Origin of the sequence: Rothia sp. HMSC065D02, assembly GCF_001815285.1 — a bacterium.
Classification (GTDB): domain Bacteria; phylum Actinomycetota; class Actinomycetes; order Actinomycetales; family Micrococcaceae; genus Rothia; species Rothia dentocariosa.
The window spans coordinates 245,695-263,311 of sequence record NZ_KV820089.1 but is presented as its reverse complement, the minus strand read 5'-3'; the positions used below and the strand labels follow the sequence as shown (position 1 = coordinate 263,311).

General features: G+C 55.1%; 15 protein-coding genes. 6 read left to right on the top strand and 9 right to left on the bottom strand.

From position 1 onward, the window contains the following. The 3 genes from HMPREF3016_RS05285 to HMPREF3016_RS05275 all read left to right on the top strand — a co-directional run. The coding region (locus HMPREF3016_RS05285) for a hypothetical protein (protein WP_210399784.1) at positions 1–326 on the top strand (326 nt) is incomplete at its 5' end. 129 nt (positions 327–455) lie between these two features. Continuing rightward, positions 456–1,163 carry a parapinopsin gene (locus HMPREF3016_RS05280; protein ID WP_246828467.1) on the top strand — a complete coding sequence of 236 codons (708 nt, stop codon included), beginning with the start codon at positions 456–458 and terminating at the stop codon, positions 1,161–1,163. 270 nt (positions 1,164–1,433) lie between these two features. Then, positions 1,434–2,309 (top strand): hypothetical protein, encoded by an 876-nt coding sequence (locus tag HMPREF3016_RS05275; protein WP_070740716.1) that lies wholly within the window; start codon positions 1,434–1,436, stop codon positions 2,307–2,309. Between the two features lie 177 nt (positions 2,310–2,486). On the opposite strand, the gene HMPREF3016_RS05270 is transcribed toward HMPREF3016_RS05275, so the two are convergent. After that, a complete protein-coding gene (locus HMPREF3016_RS05270; protein ID WP_070740713.1) occupies positions 2,487–2,918 on the bottom strand; it encodes a PLD nuclease N-terminal domain-containing protein in 432 nt (143 codons plus the stop codon). Between the two features lie 125 nt (positions 2,919–3,043). Between HMPREF3016_RS05270 and HMPREF3016_RS05265 the strand changes: the two genes are divergently transcribed. Beyond that, positions 3,044–3,331: a DUF4229 domain-containing protein gene (locus HMPREF3016_RS05265; protein ID WP_004005418.1), complete on the top strand. Its 288-nt coding sequence runs from the start codon at positions 3,044–3,046 to the stop codon at positions 3,329–3,331. 192 nt (positions 3,332–3,523) lie between these two features. Here HMPREF3016_RS05265 and HMPREF3016_RS05260 read toward each other — a convergent pair whose 3' ends face one another. The 4 genes from HMPREF3016_RS05260 to HMPREF3016_RS05245 form a co-directional block, all read right to left on the bottom strand. Further along, positions 3,524–4,768: a trypsin-like serine peptidase gene (locus HMPREF3016_RS05260; protein WP_070740710.1), complete on the bottom strand. Its 1,245-nt coding sequence runs from the start codon at positions 4,766–4,768 to the stop codon at positions 3,524–3,526. A 363-nt stretch (positions 4,769–5,131) separates the two neighbouring features. Further along, positions 5,132–6,046, bottom strand: a complete 915-nt coding sequence (locus HMPREF3016_RS05255; RefSeq protein ID WP_070740708.1) for a 1,4-dihydroxy-2-naphthoate polyprenyltransferase — start codon at positions 6,044–6,046, stop codon at positions 5,132–5,134. Between the two features lie 50 nt (positions 6,047–6,096). Continuing rightward, positions 6,097–7,602 (bottom strand): AMP-binding protein, encoded by a 1,506-nt coding sequence (locus tag HMPREF3016_RS05250; RefSeq protein ID WP_246828466.1) that lies wholly within the window; start codon positions 7,600–7,602, stop codon positions 6,097–6,099. A 32-nt stretch (positions 7,603–7,634) separates the two neighbouring features. Further along, on the bottom strand, positions 7,635–8,588 hold the full coding sequence (locus tag HMPREF3016_RS05245; RefSeq protein WP_070450967.1) for a 1,4-dihydroxy-2-naphthoyl-CoA synthase: 954 nt from the start codon (positions 8,586–8,588) through the stop codon (positions 7,635–7,637). 306 nt (positions 8,589–8,894) lie between these two features. On the opposite strand from HMPREF3016_RS05245, the gene HMPREF3016_RS05240 reads away from it, so the two are divergent. Further along, positions 8,895–10,277, top strand: coding sequence for a hypothetical protein (locus tag HMPREF3016_RS05240; protein ID WP_246828465.1), 1,383 nt, complete (start codon positions 8,895–8,897; stop codon positions 10,275–10,277). 109 nt (positions 10,278–10,386) lie between these two features. Here HMPREF3016_RS05240 and putP read toward each other — a convergent pair whose 3' ends face one another. Both putP and gluQRS read right to left on the bottom strand, forming a co-directional pair. Then, the gene (putP, locus tag HMPREF3016_RS05235; RefSeq protein ID WP_070740705.1) at positions 10,387–11,883 is read right to left on the bottom strand and encodes a sodium/proline symporter PutP; all 1,497 of its coding nucleotides are present in this window, start codon (positions 11,881–11,883) and stop codon (positions 10,387–10,389) included. Between the two features lie 301 nt (positions 11,884–12,184). Next, the gene (gluQRS, locus tag HMPREF3016_RS05230; RefSeq protein ID WP_246828464.1) at positions 12,185–13,174 is read right to left on the bottom strand and encodes a tRNA glutamyl-Q(34) synthetase GluQRS; all 990 of its coding nucleotides are present in this window, start codon (positions 13,172–13,174) and stop codon (positions 12,185–12,187) included. 173 nt (positions 13,175–13,347) lie between these two features. Here gluQRS and HMPREF3016_RS05225 point away from each other — a divergent pair, with 173 nt between their 5' ends. Further along, on the top strand, positions 13,348–14,241 hold the full coding sequence (locus tag HMPREF3016_RS05225) for an MBL fold metallo-hydrolase (RefSeq protein ID WP_013397713.1): 894 nt from the start codon (positions 13,348–13,350) through the stop codon (positions 14,239–14,241). Between the two features lie 157 nt (positions 14,242–14,398). Here the strand turns inward: HMPREF3016_RS05225 and menD are convergent, their stop codons facing one another. Further along, positions 14,399–16,330: a 2-succinyl-5-enolpyruvyl-6-hydroxy-3-cyclohexene-1-carboxylic-acid synthase gene (menD, locus tag HMPREF3016_RS05220; protein WP_210399783.1), complete on the bottom strand. Its 1,932-nt coding sequence runs from the start codon at positions 16,328–16,330 to the stop codon at positions 14,399–14,401. 102 nt (positions 16,331–16,432) lie between these two features. Next, positions 16,433–17,485 (bottom strand): o-succinylbenzoate synthase, encoded by a 1,053-nt coding sequence (locus tag HMPREF3016_RS05215; RefSeq protein ID WP_070740702.1) that lies wholly within the window; start codon positions 17,483–17,485, stop codon positions 16,433–16,435. Positions 17,486–17,617 lie beyond the last annotated feature (132 nt).

Genomic DNA, 17,617 nt, shown 5'->3' with positions numbered 1-17,617 from the left:
TGCCGTCTCCTGGTCCTTCTCCGGTTCCTTTGAGTGTTGATTCTGATGGTTTTGGTATGTCCGGTGGCCAGGTTCAAGTTCTGGAGCCTGAGAATATTCAGGAGCCGGAAAATATACAAGAGTTGGAGGACGTTCAGGCTCCTGAAAATGTTCGTAAGCCAGAGAACGTGCGAGAGCCTGAGTATGTGTATCCCGTTGAGGGTGTTTATATTCCTGCTGATGCACAGCCTAAGGAGGGTCTGACGCAGGGGCAGAATCTTGATGAGGGAGTAGTTGAGGGTTTGTCTCAAGACGATTTAAACACTGAGGTTGTGGGTGGTGATTAAGTGAAACGGGTGCGTATACGGGATTGTGTGTATTGGGGCTGGGGCCCGTTTTGGGCTTTGGTGGTACAGGTGTTGATTTGGTGGCCTATTGTGGAATTAGTGGTGCGAATTGCATCGTCAAATTCTAGGGTGGGTTCTAATCCGCTATTTTATGTGGTTTTATTTTCTTTGCCGTTTATAGGTATTGCGGTTAATTTTTGTTTGTTTCGGTTTTTGCATCCGCGGCGGGCGTTAGGGTGGATGTTGCCTGTTGCGTTTGGTTTTATGTTTTTGTTTGGTCTTTTTCCGATGCCTTTTCGTGGTATGTCGATGCTCGGTTTTGGATCTGTAGTGTGTGGATTATATCCGGGTATTTTATTGAATAATTATTATGAATTGTATCGTGTGGCGAAGATGTCTCCGGAAGAGGTGGAGGAGTATCAGCGTGAGCATGAAGCTCGGGAGGCTCGCGAGGAGCAATACGAAGAAAAGACTGCTGATGTTTATGTATCATTATTATTTTTAATGTTTTTTGTAATCGTTGGTTTTTTTGCGGTGGGTATTCCGGCAATGCATTGGAAGGGGTACGATCCGTCCCCAATGATTTTTCCTGCGGTGGTAGTGACAGCAGCCGGTATGGCGGTGTCGGTATTGGTGAAGCGTGTGTTGGAGTGGAAGGTTCCGGGGTGGGCGTATGCTGTGTTGCTGGTGGTGAGCGTGGTGGGTGTGTTGTGGGTGTGGGGTTATCCGGTGGTGTTGTTGGTGGCTCCATGGTGGGTTGCTTTTTGGATGGGAGAGGGTTGGCTAGGGCTGGTTAAGGATACTATACATCGTAAATTGGGTAATATCACAAGATAAGTCTAGAGTTGAACATCTGACGCATATTTTTAATGGAATAAAAATATAATATCTAGTTTTTACAAAAATGGCATGAATAGTTGGTTTATTTTTTCTAGAGTATACTTATTCTGATTAAATTCTAGTTTGATTTTTAGTAGGTTTATGCTTTCTATCTTTAGCAATTGGTGTGATTATGCGGTTCTGGGGAAAATGTATGCTTGGGTAACTTACTTGTAAGGTTTGCTGTTGGTGTAGTTGGGGTCTTATTCGCGGAAGGATGGTGAGAGCATGGTGGGGGAGGGCGAGATGTTTTTGGGTGTTCGGAAAGAGTGGTTGGCTGCGATTGATTGGTGGAGTTCTGGGATTTTTATTGGGATTTCTCAGTTTTTGATCGGGTGGCCTTTGCTGGGGTTTATTCTGCAGACCTCGCGTTCTCTTCCGGTGGGTGAGAATGTGTTGTTTTATGGGTATGTGCTGTTGTTTCCTGTGTTTGGGATGGTTTATACTGGGTGTCTTTTTTATTTTCTGAATGCTAGTACTGTGTCGCAGCTGATTTGGTTGGCGTCTCCTCATGTGGGGATGTTGGTGGTGGGGATTTTGCCGTATCCGTGGAATCTTCCGTCTATGTTTGGGTTTGTTGCTGTGGTGACGGGGTTGTATCCGGGGGTTTTGCTGTATCAGTTGTTGGAGTTGCGGCGTCGTAGTCGGATGTCGTCGGATGAGTTGGAGGTGTTTCTTGCGGAGCTTGAGGTTCGGGAGGTAGAGGCACAAGAACGGGAGGATAAGATTTCTGCTATTTATGTGTCATTTTTATGTCTAGTACTTTTTTGTATGGTTGGTTTTTTTGCGGTGGGTATTCCGGCGATGCATTGGAAGGGGTATGATCCGTCTCCGATGATTTTTCCTGTGGTGGTGGTGACGATAACCGGGGTGGCGGTGTCGGTGTTGGTGAAGCGTGTGTTGGGGTGGCAGGTTCCGGGGTGGGTTTATGGTGTGTTGTTGGTGGTGAGTGTTCTGGGTGTGTTGTGGGTGTGGGGTTATCCGGTGGTGTTGTTGGTGGCTCCGTGGTGGGTTGCTTATGGGATAGGTAGTGATTGGGTAGCTTTGGTTGAAGAAACCGCGCATAGCACTTTGAAAAGTTTGCGTCTTTACACACAGAAATAATTTTTAAGAGTGGTTTTATGTGATTTATTATTTATTAAATTTTTTTGTCATATTTTAATCTACGGATATTTGTTGTGAATGCTGGTTTGGTGGCGTTGTCTGATGGAGCGACTTCGGTAGCGTCGCGCAGTAGAGAAAACTCCCGTAAGTCGCAAGATATTTAATGAGTCCTAGAACCTATTTTGAACTACCTTTCTCACCGAACCCGTCATTCTCGCCGTCAGAGCGTTCACCCGTGCCGTTGTCCGCGGGTCCGGTGCCCGCATCCTTTTCGCGGGAACGTCGCTGACGGTCGGCCTTCGTCTTGAGCCAGCGCAGGTACTCTTCATCGTCGTCGGGTGAAGATGTTGCCGGTGGCGGTGTTCCTCGCCGAGAACCCGTGAACCCGCCGCCCTGCTGCGTTTTAGGGGCTCGCACGGCGCGCGGACGGCCCAGCAGAAGCCACAGGAGAGGACCTACAACGGGGAAAAAGATCACCGCAATAATCCATAGCCATTTGGGGAAGGTACGCATCTGGTCCTGATGCGTGCGCAGCGCATCCAAGAGAGTATATAGAGTTAGCCCCACCACCAGGGCGAAAGCACCAATAATCATCATGGCTCGAATCATAGTCTCTAGTGTTACACACTCTGAGCATAACCAACAATGAAAACTGTCAAATAATCTGTGACGTTCCCGGCGTGCCGCATCTCGTTTGCTTGGGGGCTTATTGCAACCCCGATACACTGGATGTTATGAACTTGTTCAAGTACACACTGCTGCGGCTCGGCCTCGTCGTAGTACTCTTTTACCTTTTTATGCTGATAGATGCGGGTATTTTTATTGCTGGTCCCGCCGCTATTCTATGCGCCTTCGCCCTGGCGTATATTTTCTTTCCCAAACTTCACGCCGCCGCTAGCGCGGATATGCGTAAAATTTTCAAACGCGCCCCCACCATTAAAAACAAAGATGAAGCGGAGAACCGCACGCTCGAAGATCAGCTCGTCGATGAGCATAAGAAGGTTTCGGGCGAAGACTTCTAAGATATTCTCCCATCAGTGCTAAATCTGCCTCCATAGAACAAAGATGCGGCATCCCAGTCCCAAATCCACCCGGCGGTGGCAGGGGCGTGGGATGCCGCATCTTATGTGTATCAGGTGGCGAGCAGGTTGTTTTCGATCCGAGCAGGTAGTGTTCTCCTACCCGCTCGACCAAAAACCACCTGCTCGGCAGCCTTAGTCTTTAGCTGCCTTCTGGTAGATGTCCCAGACGGGGCGGTCGAAGATCGCACCCGAGACGGACGTATTGTTATTAGTTGCGAACGAGGTTACGCTCTGGACCTTGCCCAGGCCGGTCACATTATTGTAGTCGGCAAGCCACGGGCCACCTGAGGATCCGCCCGCGAACTCGCATCCCGAAAGAGTGGGGAAGTAGTAGGGGGTAATGCGGATCGTGTGGGTGTTGCCCCAGCAGGCGTGCATAACTGTACCAGACTCTTTGTTCCCGGGGTATGCGAAGACGGTGCTCTCGAAGATGGGGCTGCGATCCACGTTCAAACCGTGCCCGCCTACCATATTCACGAGGAGCTGACCCTTCTCGTTGGTGTTGGTCTTGATGAAAGCAACGTCGTGCTTGTAGCTGTCGCCGGTACCGCCCGTGGGCTGGCCGTACTGAACCCAGTCGTTGGCAACACGCAGGTACTGCGCGCTGAAGGTGCCATGCGGGCGCACGCCCCGGTTGTAGCCGGGAACAAACACGATGTTGCGGTGCCAGGTCTTATTCTTGCCACCGTGCACGCAGTGACCGGCGGTTACCACGGTACGCTTGGTGGGAGTGTTGATCGCAGCACCGGAGCATACATAGTTTTTACCGTCACTGGCATCGGTGTAGAAAATCTTGCCGTTGGTGTGCGAGAAGTTCGTTACCTTGGATGCACCCTGAAGCTGCACACCATTGCGTGCGTTCTTCTGTTCGGGCAGAACGGGGTCTACAGACTCAGCGGTGGTTTCAGGCTCGTCAGCTTCCTGAGTGAGAGTCTGCGGGGTATATTCCTCACCGGACTCGTTGGTTTCCTCCTGAGAAACGACCTCGGGATTCTGCTCTTCAGTCTCCATCTGAGAGACGGCATTGTTGATCTCCTGCTGGGGATCCTCTACGTTATCTGCAGGAATAGCGTTTTCCATACGCTCGGTCGTCCAATAGGTAATGACTCGCGGGTCTCCCTCGGGAATAGCCCCCGGGTTCTCGCCTTCCTGACCTGCCACAACCGATGCCTGGGGATCGGCGTTAAGAACGTCGTCGCTGAGAGGTGCTACTGCGGAAGCGGAATCATCGCTTCTCTCAGAGACGGTGTGGGTGTACGATGCGGAGTCGTTAGGGGTAGAAACCGCATTCGCGGGGATAAAACTTGTCGATACAAGCAAAGATGCTGCAAGAAAAAAGGGTGCACGCTGCACGGCACCCTGAAGTGAATGGCGCACGAAAGTGTCCTTTCAGGTGGGTAGAGTGGTGATTCAAGAGTCGCTATGTAATTGAGTGAATGATATGTCAACACTTGAAATTACCATTAATGTAAATAAAGATTTTTTCAAATGTCAATATGACATGCAGAAAAGGTATAGATTATGTCATGAAAAACTCACGATGTGGGAACATGTGAGATCCGTCCGCAGCATCCCACATTCCCTGTGGGTATAAAGAGAATCTTTATGTGAATGAAACGTTAGAAAAATTTCTTTATTCGCATAAGGAGCCTTTTTAGTGTGGGGGAGATGCTGGTAGGATGGCGGGAATAAGCGGTAAAAACAGAGTTCAGGGCGTTTTCGGCAAAGTGGTGCGTATTCTTAATACCCTGTAAAAACCTCAACGGTATTACTCAATAGATTTAATCCATGTAGCCATACTGAAATAGCAACTAAAATACTGTAGATTAGTGCAACAATTCCTGCTTGTTTGAGTACGGGTATAAGCGCCGGTCCCTGTTTAAACAAAACCGTTACGCAAGAATGAACGGTGGGTCCTAGAAGAATAAAAGTTACCAAAAACCAGGGATTATGTGGAACCACAAAAGCCCCTAAAAGAAGTGCTATCAGCATTTCCGCACAATAGGCGATGCGCGCTCGCCAATCCCCAAGCCGCACCGCCAGCGTGAGCTTACCGGATTCACGGTCGGTCGGAATATCGCGCACGTTATTTGCCATGAGCAGGGCGCAGGATATGAGTCCGATAGCTATCGCAGACACCCACCCGGTTACCGTCAGCTCATGAGACTGCGTGTAGAGGGTACCTAAGGTGGCGACCAGTCCGAAGTAGACAAACACGAAAATATCGCCCAAACCCATATAACCGTAGGGGCGTTTACCGCCGGTATACCCCCAAGCGGCGAAGACCGCGGAGGCGCCAATCGCCAAGAACCACCACTGGTTTGCCAACGCCACCAGAATCAAACCGGAACACATGGCTAGGCCAAAACACAAAAACGCGGCGTATTTGACAGATTTCGCGCTTGCCGCGCCGGAACCGACGAGGCGCATCGGGCCAACCCTGCCCTCATCGGTGCCTTTGATACCGTCGGAATAATCGTTTGCGTAATTCACCCCGACCTGTAGAAAGAACGCCACCAAAAACGCTAAAAATGCATACCAAGGTTTGAAAGCATCAATCTCGTACGCTGCGGCTGATCCGGCGATGATAGGGGCGACGGCAAGCGGTAAGGTGCGCAGGCGTGCGCCTTCAATCCACTCTGCGGGTGTTGCCACGGTGATCCCTCCGATAGCGAGCGTGCGAAAACTGATTCTTGGCGGGGTCTTTAGCCCCTCGTATTTGTGTATTCTCTGTACAGCATACTGTATATAGCCCGCCGGTCGGGTTTGCCCGTGCTCGCGGTCGGAAAATCGGCGAGTATCCTCAGGAATTTGGGGGCACCCGCCACACCCAGCTTGTCGGTGCAGAACTCACGCAGTATATCGCATGTAGCCCGGGGAGCATCGGGTGCACTCTGCGCCCCGGATGCGCCCCGCAGGGTGATCGCGGCAGCCAGCGCCGAGCCCCAGTGCGCATCGGGAATGCCCATGACCGCAGCTTCACGCACCGCCGGATGGCTTTCAAGAACGGCGGCAACTGCCCGAGCGGAAACCTTGACCCCTCCGGTAATAATCACATCATCGGAGCGCCCAACAATGTTCAGCATCGGGGCTCCATCGTTCTCTGGCGCATTCGGGGCAGAGGGGGTGAGCGAGCCGTAATCGTCGGTGCGGTACCACCGGCACCCGTCGGCATCAACGAAGAAATGCGATGCGGTGCGCGCGTTATCGCCCATATACCCGCTGGCAAGGTGCTCACCACCAAGCCAAACGCGCCCGGTATTCTTGGTGTGCCCTGGCGCAGAGTCGCCGTTCTGCCCGGCATCCGCAGCAGAACTCGCCACAAAACTGTCTAATAAACCCGCGTCCTCGGGAACCACACGCAGCCGCACCCCGGGCAGCGCTACCCCCGAATAGACGCACCCACCGGCGGTTTCTGCGCTGCCATAGGTGGTGACCACGTTCAGCCCAAGCTCTCGTGCTGCCTTCAGCAGGGACGCGCTCGCCGGGGCACCGCCAAGCAGGATGCCGGTAAACTGACCGAGCGCATCGTAAATCTCTGATCCCAGTGCGGGGCTGTCTTCGGCGGCTTCTAGGAGCTTATGCACCTGCGTGGGCACAAGAGAAACGAACCGGCGGGCGCAGCTGAGCCGTTCGGCGGCGTTCAGAAAGACCCCGGGTGTGAAACTAACCCCGTCGGTGATCGATGCGGCAACTACCGGCGTCGTTCCGGCGAGCACCGACCGGGCGAGAACCTGGGCTCCCGCCACATAGTGCGCGGGCAGGGCGAGAAGCCATTGCGCAGGGTCCTCAGAAACTGCCCGCCGCTGCTTCGCCGAACCAGATGAAGGGTAATCCGCAAAAAACCTCTCGGTCGCCCGAGCGGATGCCCGCAACGCCCGTACGCTTAACGCCGTCTGTTTGGGTGCACCCGTGGACCCGGAGGTGCCCACCACGAGCGCAATAGACTCCGGGTCTTGTGTTTGCCCGCGCGGGTCTTGATTATCGCGAGCATTGTTCAGTAAGTCCCCGGTGAGAGAGCGCTCGAAGGCGCGCAGAATCTCCTGCGGATCGGCGGGCTCATCGGCGCTGAGGATGACCGCGTGCGGATGCAGCGCATCCTTGTGCGGGGCAGGAAGCGGCGTGAGTGAACCGGGGAATGTGCTTATCGCGGTGTCTACCTCGCCGCTATCCGCCCGGGACTTACGGGGATTGCGGGGGCCTTCCGACACAATAGAACGGTTATTCTGCAACGTGTGAAACCCTAGAAATAGTAGGGATAGTTCGACCAGTCAGGATCACGCTTTTGCAGGAACGCATCGCGCCCCTCAACAGCCTCGTCGGTCATATACGCCATGCGGGTTGCTTCGCCTGCGAAAACCTGCTGCCCGAGCATACCGTCATCGGGCAGATTGAAGGCGTACTTGAGCATGCGAATAGCCTGCGGAGACTGCCGGGCAATATGAGCCGCATATTCCAGACCCTTGTTTTCCAACTCTGCGTGGGGCACCACATCGTTAACGGCACCCATCTCGTACATGCGCTGCGCATCATACTCTTTGGCAAGGAAAAAGATTTCGCGCGCAAACTTCTGCCCAACCTGCCGCGCCAAAAGCGCCGAACCGTAGCCCGCGTCGAAAGAGCCAACAGTCGCATCGGTCTGCTTAAACTTGCCGTACTCTTCGGAAGCAATGGTCAAGTCCGCAACCACGTGCAGGGAATGCCCGCCGCCCGCAGCCCACCCGGAGACCAGAGCGATCACGACCTTGGGCATGGTACGAATCAGGCGCTGCACCTCCAGAATATGCAACCGCCCGGCACGTGCAGGGTCAATAGATTCGGCGGTGTCGCCGCTGGCGTAGTGGTAGCCATCGCGCCCGCGGATGCGCTGGTCGCCGCCCGAGCAGAACGCCCACCCGCCATCTTTGGGGGAGGGGCCGTTCCCGGTCAGAAGTACAGTGCCTACATCCGAGGTCATGCGGGCATGATCGAGCGCCCGGTAGAGTTCGTCCACAGTATGCGGGCGGAAGGCGTTACGCACCTCGGGCCGGTTAAAAGCGATGCGTACGGTCGGCAAGTCGCGCAGGATTTCACCCGTCTCGTCGCGCTGCACCTGGCGGTGGTAGGTGATATCGGTAAAATCCTCAAACCCTTCAACGATGCGCCAGTGCTGCGGGTTGAAAATATCGGAAACCTGGGGAGGGAACGTAACAGTCATGCCCCCTATTTTACGCAGTATGAACCCGCCTATGCTCCAGACCCAAGAGGATACTCCCGTCACCCTTAAGCGATAAACCGCGAAGCAGATGTCAGTGTACGCACATTTCCCCGATAAAACCCGTTGATTCCTTGAAGAAATATTGCAGGTCTGGGCGCCATATTCAAGGGTTTTGTCGTGTGTTTACCCGATATCGTGGCAAACACGACGAAACATGTCACGTTCATATTCCTTGCGCATCCACTCCTGCTATAAGATGCTGGAAGAGCCTATTTATGCCCGCCCAGCCACCAAGGACAGAAGAATATGTCAGAGTACACGTCGCGAACTTCTGCAACACCCGATGATTCCCTCATCCACCTTCATGCAATGCGGCATGAACGGTATGCGGCGGCGACCGCGCTTTTAGGGAAGAGCGGATTTGCCACGCGCGTGGGAGGGTTTAACGCTCTGGTGCGTCTTGCCGATGAATGGCTTGCGGATGAGCGCGCCCCCGAAGAACAGCGCCTTGCCGAGGCACAGGTTATTATCGATACGTTTTGCGCGTGCATCTATGCCCCATTCCTGCCCGCCTCCAGGCATAAAGACTACATGCGGCTGAACCGAGAACCAAAGAAACGCTGGGATTCGCAGAAAAAGGCACGTTTCCGCGCCGAACAAGCCGAATTTCGTGCTGAGGCGCGGTTCTGCCAAACCGTTCTCGATACCATTCACCTGCGGGTTATGCCCCGCTACGAGGGACCGGGGCCGTGGAGCCGCCTCTCCTTCGATTTTTCGGGCAGCGTGTTCTTCTATCCGGTTAGCTTTGGGCGCTCGCAATGGGAGGGGCGTCTGAACCTGCGCGGGTGCACCTACTACGCTGAAGCCGATTTTTCGGGTTCCACCTACACCTGGTATTTAGATTGCAGCAATTCCGCTTACTACACAGAGGCCGATTTCAGCGCTTCGACTTACAACGGAGGGGTTAACGCGAGCTTCTGCAACTACCGCGGGAACGTCGATTTCAGCGAGTCCGTGTACCGTGCCAACGCCAGCCTGAGTTACAACGTGTACTGGGGTGAGGCTGCCCTGAACGACAGTATTTATGAGGGGCACGCTGATCTTGCCTGCTGCACCTACGTGGGTCACGCAAGCCTGGGGAACTGCGATTACAGGCGCGGCGCAGACCTATTCTTGAGCACCTACGCGACCTTCGCCGATCTTGACCGGTGCACCTATGGCGGGCGGGCGAACCTGAGCAAGAGCGTCTATTACGGTCGGGCATGGTTCTGGCATTCGACCTATTTGCAGGAGGCCACGTTCGGGGATTCTATCTATAACGATTCCGTCGATTTCTCCGATTCGCATTTTGCCGGCCCCGTCAATCTTGAGGATTCGGCGTATCTCGACACCACGAACTTTCAGAACACGATTTTTGAGGAGGACAGCCCCTCTTTCGCCCGGAGCGTGTATGTTCCCGAGAATAACGAGCACACGGGGTACAACTATGGGGTGGTGCGCGTGCTGACGCTGGACGAATTGCAGCATCTCGACCAGCTGCGAGAGCCGCGCTACGAGATTGAGCAAGAACTCTTCAACGTTGATGACGCTACGGATGCGAAAACGTACCGCATCTTGCGCAGAGCCTTGCTGGAGGTGAGCCACCCGATCCAGAAATGGTGCCAGGAACTGATGGCGGGCACGCTCTAAAAGCCGCGTGAATTAGTCCCTAGACAGAGGCTAGAGCTGAAAATATTAAAAATTTGCCCCGATCCGTAATGCGCGGGTCGGGGCAAATCTGTGAGCAGAAGTTCAGACCTTAGCCAGCCTTGGCGAGCTCTGCGGCCTTATCGAACTCTTGTTCAATTTCCTCGTTCTTCTCATAGGTTGCAAGCGAGACCACGACGGTCACCAGGAAGGCTAGGAAGAACCCGGGGATCATCTCGTAAACATCGATCGTTTCGGTGAGGTTGAAGACCTGGCGCCAGAAGAAGGTGACGACAGCACCCACGACCATGCCCGAGACTGCGCCCGGTAGGGTGAGCTTGCGCCAGTACAGCGAGAGGATCACGATTGGGCCGAAGGCCGAACCAAAGCCTGCCCATGCGAACTCCACGAGCGAGAGAATCGAGTTGTTCTTATCGAGCGCCATGAGAGTCGCGATGACCGCCACAATCGCTACGCCCGCACGTCCAAGCCAGAGTGACTGGTTTGAGCTGAGCTTCTTCTTCACAAAGACACCGTAAAGATCTTCCACGAGAGCCGAGGAGCAGACCACTAGCTGCGAGGATAGCGTGGACATAATAGCCGCGAGAACGGCAGCCAGAATCATGCCGGCGATAAAGGGGTGGAAGAGAATCTGCGCGAGATCCAGGAAGACTGTCTCCGCACTTTCCTTATCGGTGAGAGAAACTTCGGGGTGGGTTGCAAAGTAGGCTACGCCCACGAACGCCGTGCTGATGGAGCCTACCACGGTCAGGAGCATCCAGCTCATGCCGATGCGACGCCCGGCTTTCGCATCTTCGGGAGTGCGCAGGGCCATGAAACGCACGATAATATGCGGCTGTCCGAAATAGCCTAGGCCCCAGGCGAGCGCCGAAGCGATGCCGATAAACGTAGTTCCCGCGAAAAGTCCCAGGGCGTCGGGGCGAACGTTGGCGACGGCATCCGTGACGTGGTCGAGTCCGCCCATATTGGTAATAGCCACGATCGGCACAGCAATCAACGCGGCGAGCATCAGAAGACCCTGCACCATATCGGTGTAGGAGGCACCCATGAACCCGCCGAAGAAGGTGTAGAACATGGTGATACCGGCGACGAGAAGCATACCGGTGAGGTAGTTCTGGTGGAAGGAAGACTCGAAGAATTTACCGCCAGCAACCATGCCGGAGGAGACGTAGAAGGTGAAGAAGACGAGGATAATGATGCCTGCAAAAATACGCAGAATATTGTACTTATCGTGCAGTCGGTTGCTGAGGAACACAGGGACGGTAACGGCATCGCCAGCGACTTCGGTGTAGGTACGCAGACGGGGTGCAATATATTTCCAGTTGACCCATGCGCCGATTGTCAGACCGATAGCAATCCATGATTTGGAAAGACCGGCTAAATAAACAGCGCCGGGCAGACCCATCAGGAGCCAGCCGGACATATCTGCGGCGCCTGCCGAGAGAGCCGCGACGGTGGGGGAGAGCTGTCGTCCTCCAAGCACATAGTCGTCAAGGTCGTTGTTTTTACTGTTTGCCCACAGACCAATCACAATCATGGCGATAAAGTAAATCGCCAGTGCGATGACTTGGAACGTACCGTCGGTCATCTCTCATTCCTATCTAGTGGTTGGGATTCCGTCACGTAACTATCTGTGTAATTATGCGCAACTCTATGACTTTATGAGTGGCTTGGGATACAGTCTAACCTCTCGGAATGGATTTACCAACTCGTAATGCATTCAGCGTGTTTGCATACTACTGAATATATATTCACATCAAACGAGGTATGCCGTGGTAAAGCGTGGTTTTATGTGGGAAATTTTGACGAAACGACCCCGAAAATTCGCGGCTCTTGAGGTTGCTTTGACCACAACGTGAACGGGTAGCGTGTGGTGATGCTTTTGCTTCTTATAAATCTAAAGGATTTGTAATGATCCACGGCTTGGGGCTCATGGCTTTAGGGTCGAAGTATTCCAGAAAATCCTGCGCCGATTTCGGGAACTGTGGGGCATCTAGAATGGGAATGGAGGCGCGAATCCACTCCAAAATATCGGACTCTGCAAACCCTGCATCCCGAAGCTGTCTCAGCGTTACCGCGCCGTCGCGTTTCGCTAGACGCTTACCTTCCGTGTTGAGGGCTAGGGGGACGTGGGCATAGTGGGGCGGTTCATACCCCAGGAGTGCTGCCAAGTATGCCTGGCGCGGAGCGGAAGATAATAAATCGTCTCCGCGCACCACCTGGGTTACACCCTGATAATGGTCATCGACCACGACGGCTAGGTTGTAGGCGTAGGTGCCGTCATTGCGGCGAACCACCACGTCATCGACGGCGCCCGTGTACTCACCGGCAAACATATCCTGTACCGTAAATTCGCTGATTTCGGCGCGCAAACGCAGGGCGGGAGGGCGTATCTCACGGCGAGATTTACGCTCGGTATCACTCAGATTGCGACATGTCTCTGGATAGGAGCCGGGGATGCCGTGCGGTGCTGAGGTTGCCTCCAAAATCTCGCGGCGCGTGCAATAGCATTCGTAGAGCAGCCCCGCATCCTGGAGCTTCTGCACGGCGGCATCGTAGGCGGCAAGTCGTGTGCTCTGGCGTAAAACATGGTCGTGGCGCTGCGGGTCTTCGCCGGGCGTTGCATCCCAATCGAGCCCCAAAGATTTTAAGTCGGCGAGCTGCTGTTCGGCGGCGCCGGGGCGCACGCGATCGAGATCTTCGATGCGCATTACAAAGCGTAGCCCCTCTTGTCGCGCGAGAAGCCATGCGAGAATTGCGGTGCGCAGATTGCCCAGATGTAGGTCTCCAGAGGGGGACGGTGCGTACCTGCCTGCGCCTACTGAAGCAGGATCGTGCATTGTGAAAGAATCCTGGGTGGTGGTGCTGCGTAAGCTCATGGTTTTAATCCTAGCGGTACCTCTAAAAGTGCCTCACGCCATAGGATGCGGCAAAAAATAACAAAATAATAACAACCTCACGGGGAACTTCGTGATAAACATTCGCAAGTGTGTTATTAAACCTTTATAAAAATATTCCGTATCTGACGCTAAAGTCGAGTACCGTTAGAAGTATGGCAACCACGATTGAACTAGCGGACGGTGTTTATCGTATTGCAACCGATAACTACTGTCTAAATACCGGACTCATCCTCGGTCTTGAGAAAGCACTCGTGATCGATACCGGTGCAGGACCTCGACAGGCAACCGAAATTTATGATGAGGTTCGTCGTATTACCCGTATGCCCCTCGTCGTCGTCAATACGCACGCACACCCCGAGCGTTACTTCGGGAACGACGTTTTTGCGGCTATGGGCACCGAAGAGTTTTGGTCGCACCCACGGGCGGCACGCGCTATCAAGAAGTACGGAGATAGGCAGCGCCTGTATGTGGAGACCCTAGAACCTGAGATGGCACACCACCAGGGAGCGGCAACCGATATCGTGGTGCCAAATCATTTGGTTGCCCAAAGCGGGGAAGGCATTACCTTTACCCCGGTTGATCTGGGGGAGCGCTCGGCAACCCTCATCTACTTGGGTCCCGGCCATACCGAGGGCGATATCTTGGTGGGCATCGACGACGTGCTCTTTACGGGCGGTCTGCTGGAGCAGGGGACCGACCCATCCTTTGAAGACTCTTTCCCCGATCGTTGGGTAGAGACCCTAGGCGCGCTTCTTGAGCTTGATCGTTACCGCGTCTATGTGCCTGGCTGCGGCGACCCCGTAGAGCGTGACTTTGTGGAACGTTTTCAGGAAACCATGAAGAAGGCTATTTACGCTATTCGCCATTCGACTATTGACCCGAATGATGCGAGTACCACCGCCGCCATGTACCACCTGCCGTACGCACCCGGACCTACCCGGTTCTTGCTAGATCGTATGGCACAGCTTGACGGTACCGAAGTGCCTACCGACAGCTCTGAAACCACCGGATACACCGGTCCTATCACGATTGGCAGCCTGCACTAGCATAAGCGCAGACATATGACGACTGGGTATGACATATATTGTCATATTCATAAGAATTTCTGAAAACCTCTGCATAGGGTACGTACCATTTCGAGGTTATGGTGCGTCCCTGTGCGGAGGTCTTATTCTGCGAATCTTAGAAGGGGTAAGGCGCAGCCTAAGCTTGGGTATCGAAAATATCGTTCGGGCGGTGAATGCGCACCCGAATACCCGACTCCTCACCGAAGCCCGCCGCCATGCGTTCCAAATCCGTATTCGGTGCCGCCTGAACCGTGAAGAACCGCTCGATGGCGCGGGTAAATTGTGGATTCTGCGCAAGAGTGCCGTGTTCCAGCGCGGTGAAAATGCCGCCTCCGGCGTCGTCATAGACGACGACGTCAAGATCGGGCAGAAGCTCAGTCATGGGCAGGTTCAGCGCAGAAATATCGTATTGAAAGGTCAAATCGCCGCATATGAGGGTAACCGGAATCGGCGCGCCCGCCACATGGGCGGAAGCATCGACAGCCGTGCGTGCGTTGCCGGTGGGGTAGTAGCCCGCTAAAGAAACACCGACAGCCGTTGCGATAAGCCCGTCAATGCCGGAAAGCCCGCGGTTTGCGAGAACCCGTGCGGGCGCATCGGCACCAAGAGCGGGGGCGATAATATCTAGATCGCGCACAATACTCGACGAGCCGACGACAAGGGTTCGATGTTGCTGTGCGCATGTATTCCAGGTTTGGAGTGCAAGCGCCTGAGCGGGAATTCTAGCAGGCTGAGAAGTATGTGCACCGTCTTGGTGACATTCTTCGGATGGAGCAGAGGTCTGCGGCTGCACTGTTTCAGACTCGGCATAACGATAGGCTTCGATCGACGTGAGCGATGCCTCCTGAGCTCGCTGACCGGCAGTGACCCAAGCATCAAGCCAGGTATCATCGGCCCGCACGCCCGATCCCATAAGCGCAAAGGCTTCAAGTTCGGCGGGCGAATCAATCTCGCGAACGGCACGGGTGCCGGGTTCGTACCAGCTGGCGCGCCGAGGCGCATAGTAAGCATGCTGTACGTCGGTACGCGCTAAAAGCGCAGAAATAGGGCGCGAAAGCGTGGGATGCCCGCATAAAATAGTTCGCTCGATGCTCTGCCCCAGCTCGGAAGCCGCATGTTCCCCGAGCACCGTCGTGTACTGGGGAATCGAGGTAGCGCCGTGCCGCGCCTGCGAAGAAGGCTCCGCCAGTAGCGGCAGATTCAACGCGCGGGCAAACTCGGCGGCGAACGGCCCGGCACCGTCTCCCGCGATCACCACCGTTTTCGGGCAGTCTGGTGCGTCTTCGGGTTTAAGCGGCGAGGTCTGAACCACCTGTTCATGCTGTATCAGCCAAAGCTTCTCGACAGTGCTCAGCCGCGCAGGTTCAAGGTCAGTGGGGTATGATGCGGCCCCCGGGGCAATATGCTCGGCAAGCGATGCGGCCCAGGTGGGAAGAATCTCGGCTGTCCGAGCCGAAGGTGTGAGCGGGGTATCGAAACACACGTTAATATGCGCTGGCCCCACGGGCTCATCGCTTGCGCGCGACCAATCCTGCGCATCGCTGCCGGTCAGCGCCGCTAAACATGCCATAAAATCGGCGGTCTGCTGCCCAGGATTATGTTCGGGGTATGAGGTCAAATCAGCGCTTGCGCGCACAAAGGGAGAGAAAAAATCGGTTTGAATCGTCGTCTGATTAGCACCGGTTCCACGCAGCCTTACGGGACGGTCTGCGCTCATGATCGCCAGTGGAACCCCGGCATGGTAAGCCTCCATCACGGCGGGCAGATACTCACCCAGCGCCGTTCCCGAGGTACACACTAACCCCACGGGCAGCCGCGAAGCCTTCGCGATACCCAGCGCCGTAAACGCTGCCACGCGCTCATCAACGCGCACGTGGGCAACCAACGCACCTGCCTCTTCGGCCGCCGCAACCGCATACGCCAAGGGGGCGCTTCGAGAACCTGGGGAAACCACCACATGCCGCATGCCCGCGCGAATCAGGGAATCGAGCACGGCGACGGCGGAGAGCATGGAGTCTGGAGCGGGGGGAGTTTGAACGGTGTTGGCACAGTCGGGGTTTTCAGTCACCCGTCTATTCTAGACCGGTGTTTGGGCGTGTGAAGAATATGGGTTCCCTAAACGGGCAGTTAGCCCCCAGAACACTGACCAGAACGTTCAGAACATACCTGGCTAAAGACTCGTGGGCAAGGCTTCTTGAAGCACCAGGTAGCACCGTCGGATGCGCTCCATCCAGGCATCCCGCACTTCGCCCTCTGCTTCAACGCACCTCAGTGCCGATTCCGTAGGCGTAACCCGTCGCACTTCGAGCTCGCCGTCGCGAGCAAGCAGCGAATTTTCGGTCACATCGGCGCTCATCAGCGAGACCGTACTCAGCCCGCACGCATAGGGAAGATTCGGCAGAGCCGCCGCCAAAGACACACCGGTTGCAATACCTACGGAAGATTCCAGCGCCGAAGACACCACCGCGGGTAAACCCGCCTGTTCAACGATCTTTAGTGCGCGCCGAGCCCCGCCTAAAGGCGCCGCCTTGACGATAAGCACATCGGCGGCGTGCGCCTGCGCCACCTTGAGAGGGTCACTAGCCTTACGTACGGATTCGTCGGCGGCGATGAGCATCGAAAGGCCGTGCTCGCGCACCAGGGCACGCACCTGCGCAAGCTCATCAACCGTGGCGACGGGCTGCTCGGCATAAAGCAGATCGTACTCGTTCAGCGCCGCAAGGGCTTCGAGAGCTTCGGGGACGCTCCACCCCGCATTAGCGTCCACCTTCAACCGTGCATTCGGGAGGGCACACCGCGCCGCCGCAACGCGGGCAATATCATCGTCGAGAGTCTGCCCCTTCTCAGCAACCTTGATTTTAAGCTCGTGGATGGTTCCACGATAGTTGTTCAGCACTTCGGGAACCTGCTCGGCGCTCACCGCGGGAAGGGTCGCGTTCACCGGAATAGTGGTTCGTCGAACGGGCGGCGCCCCCAGCCAGGCAGACTCTAACGCACAGGCTAACCACGCCGCCGCCTCATGATCGTCATACTCTAAAAACGGCGCGAACTCGCCCCATCCGGCGGGACCCTGTATCAGCGCACTCTGGCGCCGATTGACTGAGCGGAAGGTCACCCGCATGGGAATATCAACCACTCGAACGGCGCGTAAAACCTGCTCTAACGGCGGCAAAGCTAAGCCCTCAGTGATGAACCCGTATCCTAGCGGCGGCACGGATGACATGGCGTTTCTCCTTAAGGTATTCTCGGTAAACTCCCAGCTTGGAATTTAGAAAACACGTATTTTTCATAGCTTAACCTGAGATAGTGTTTTCTATGTCGTGTTTACAGACACCGCATCACAGACATTTTGGAG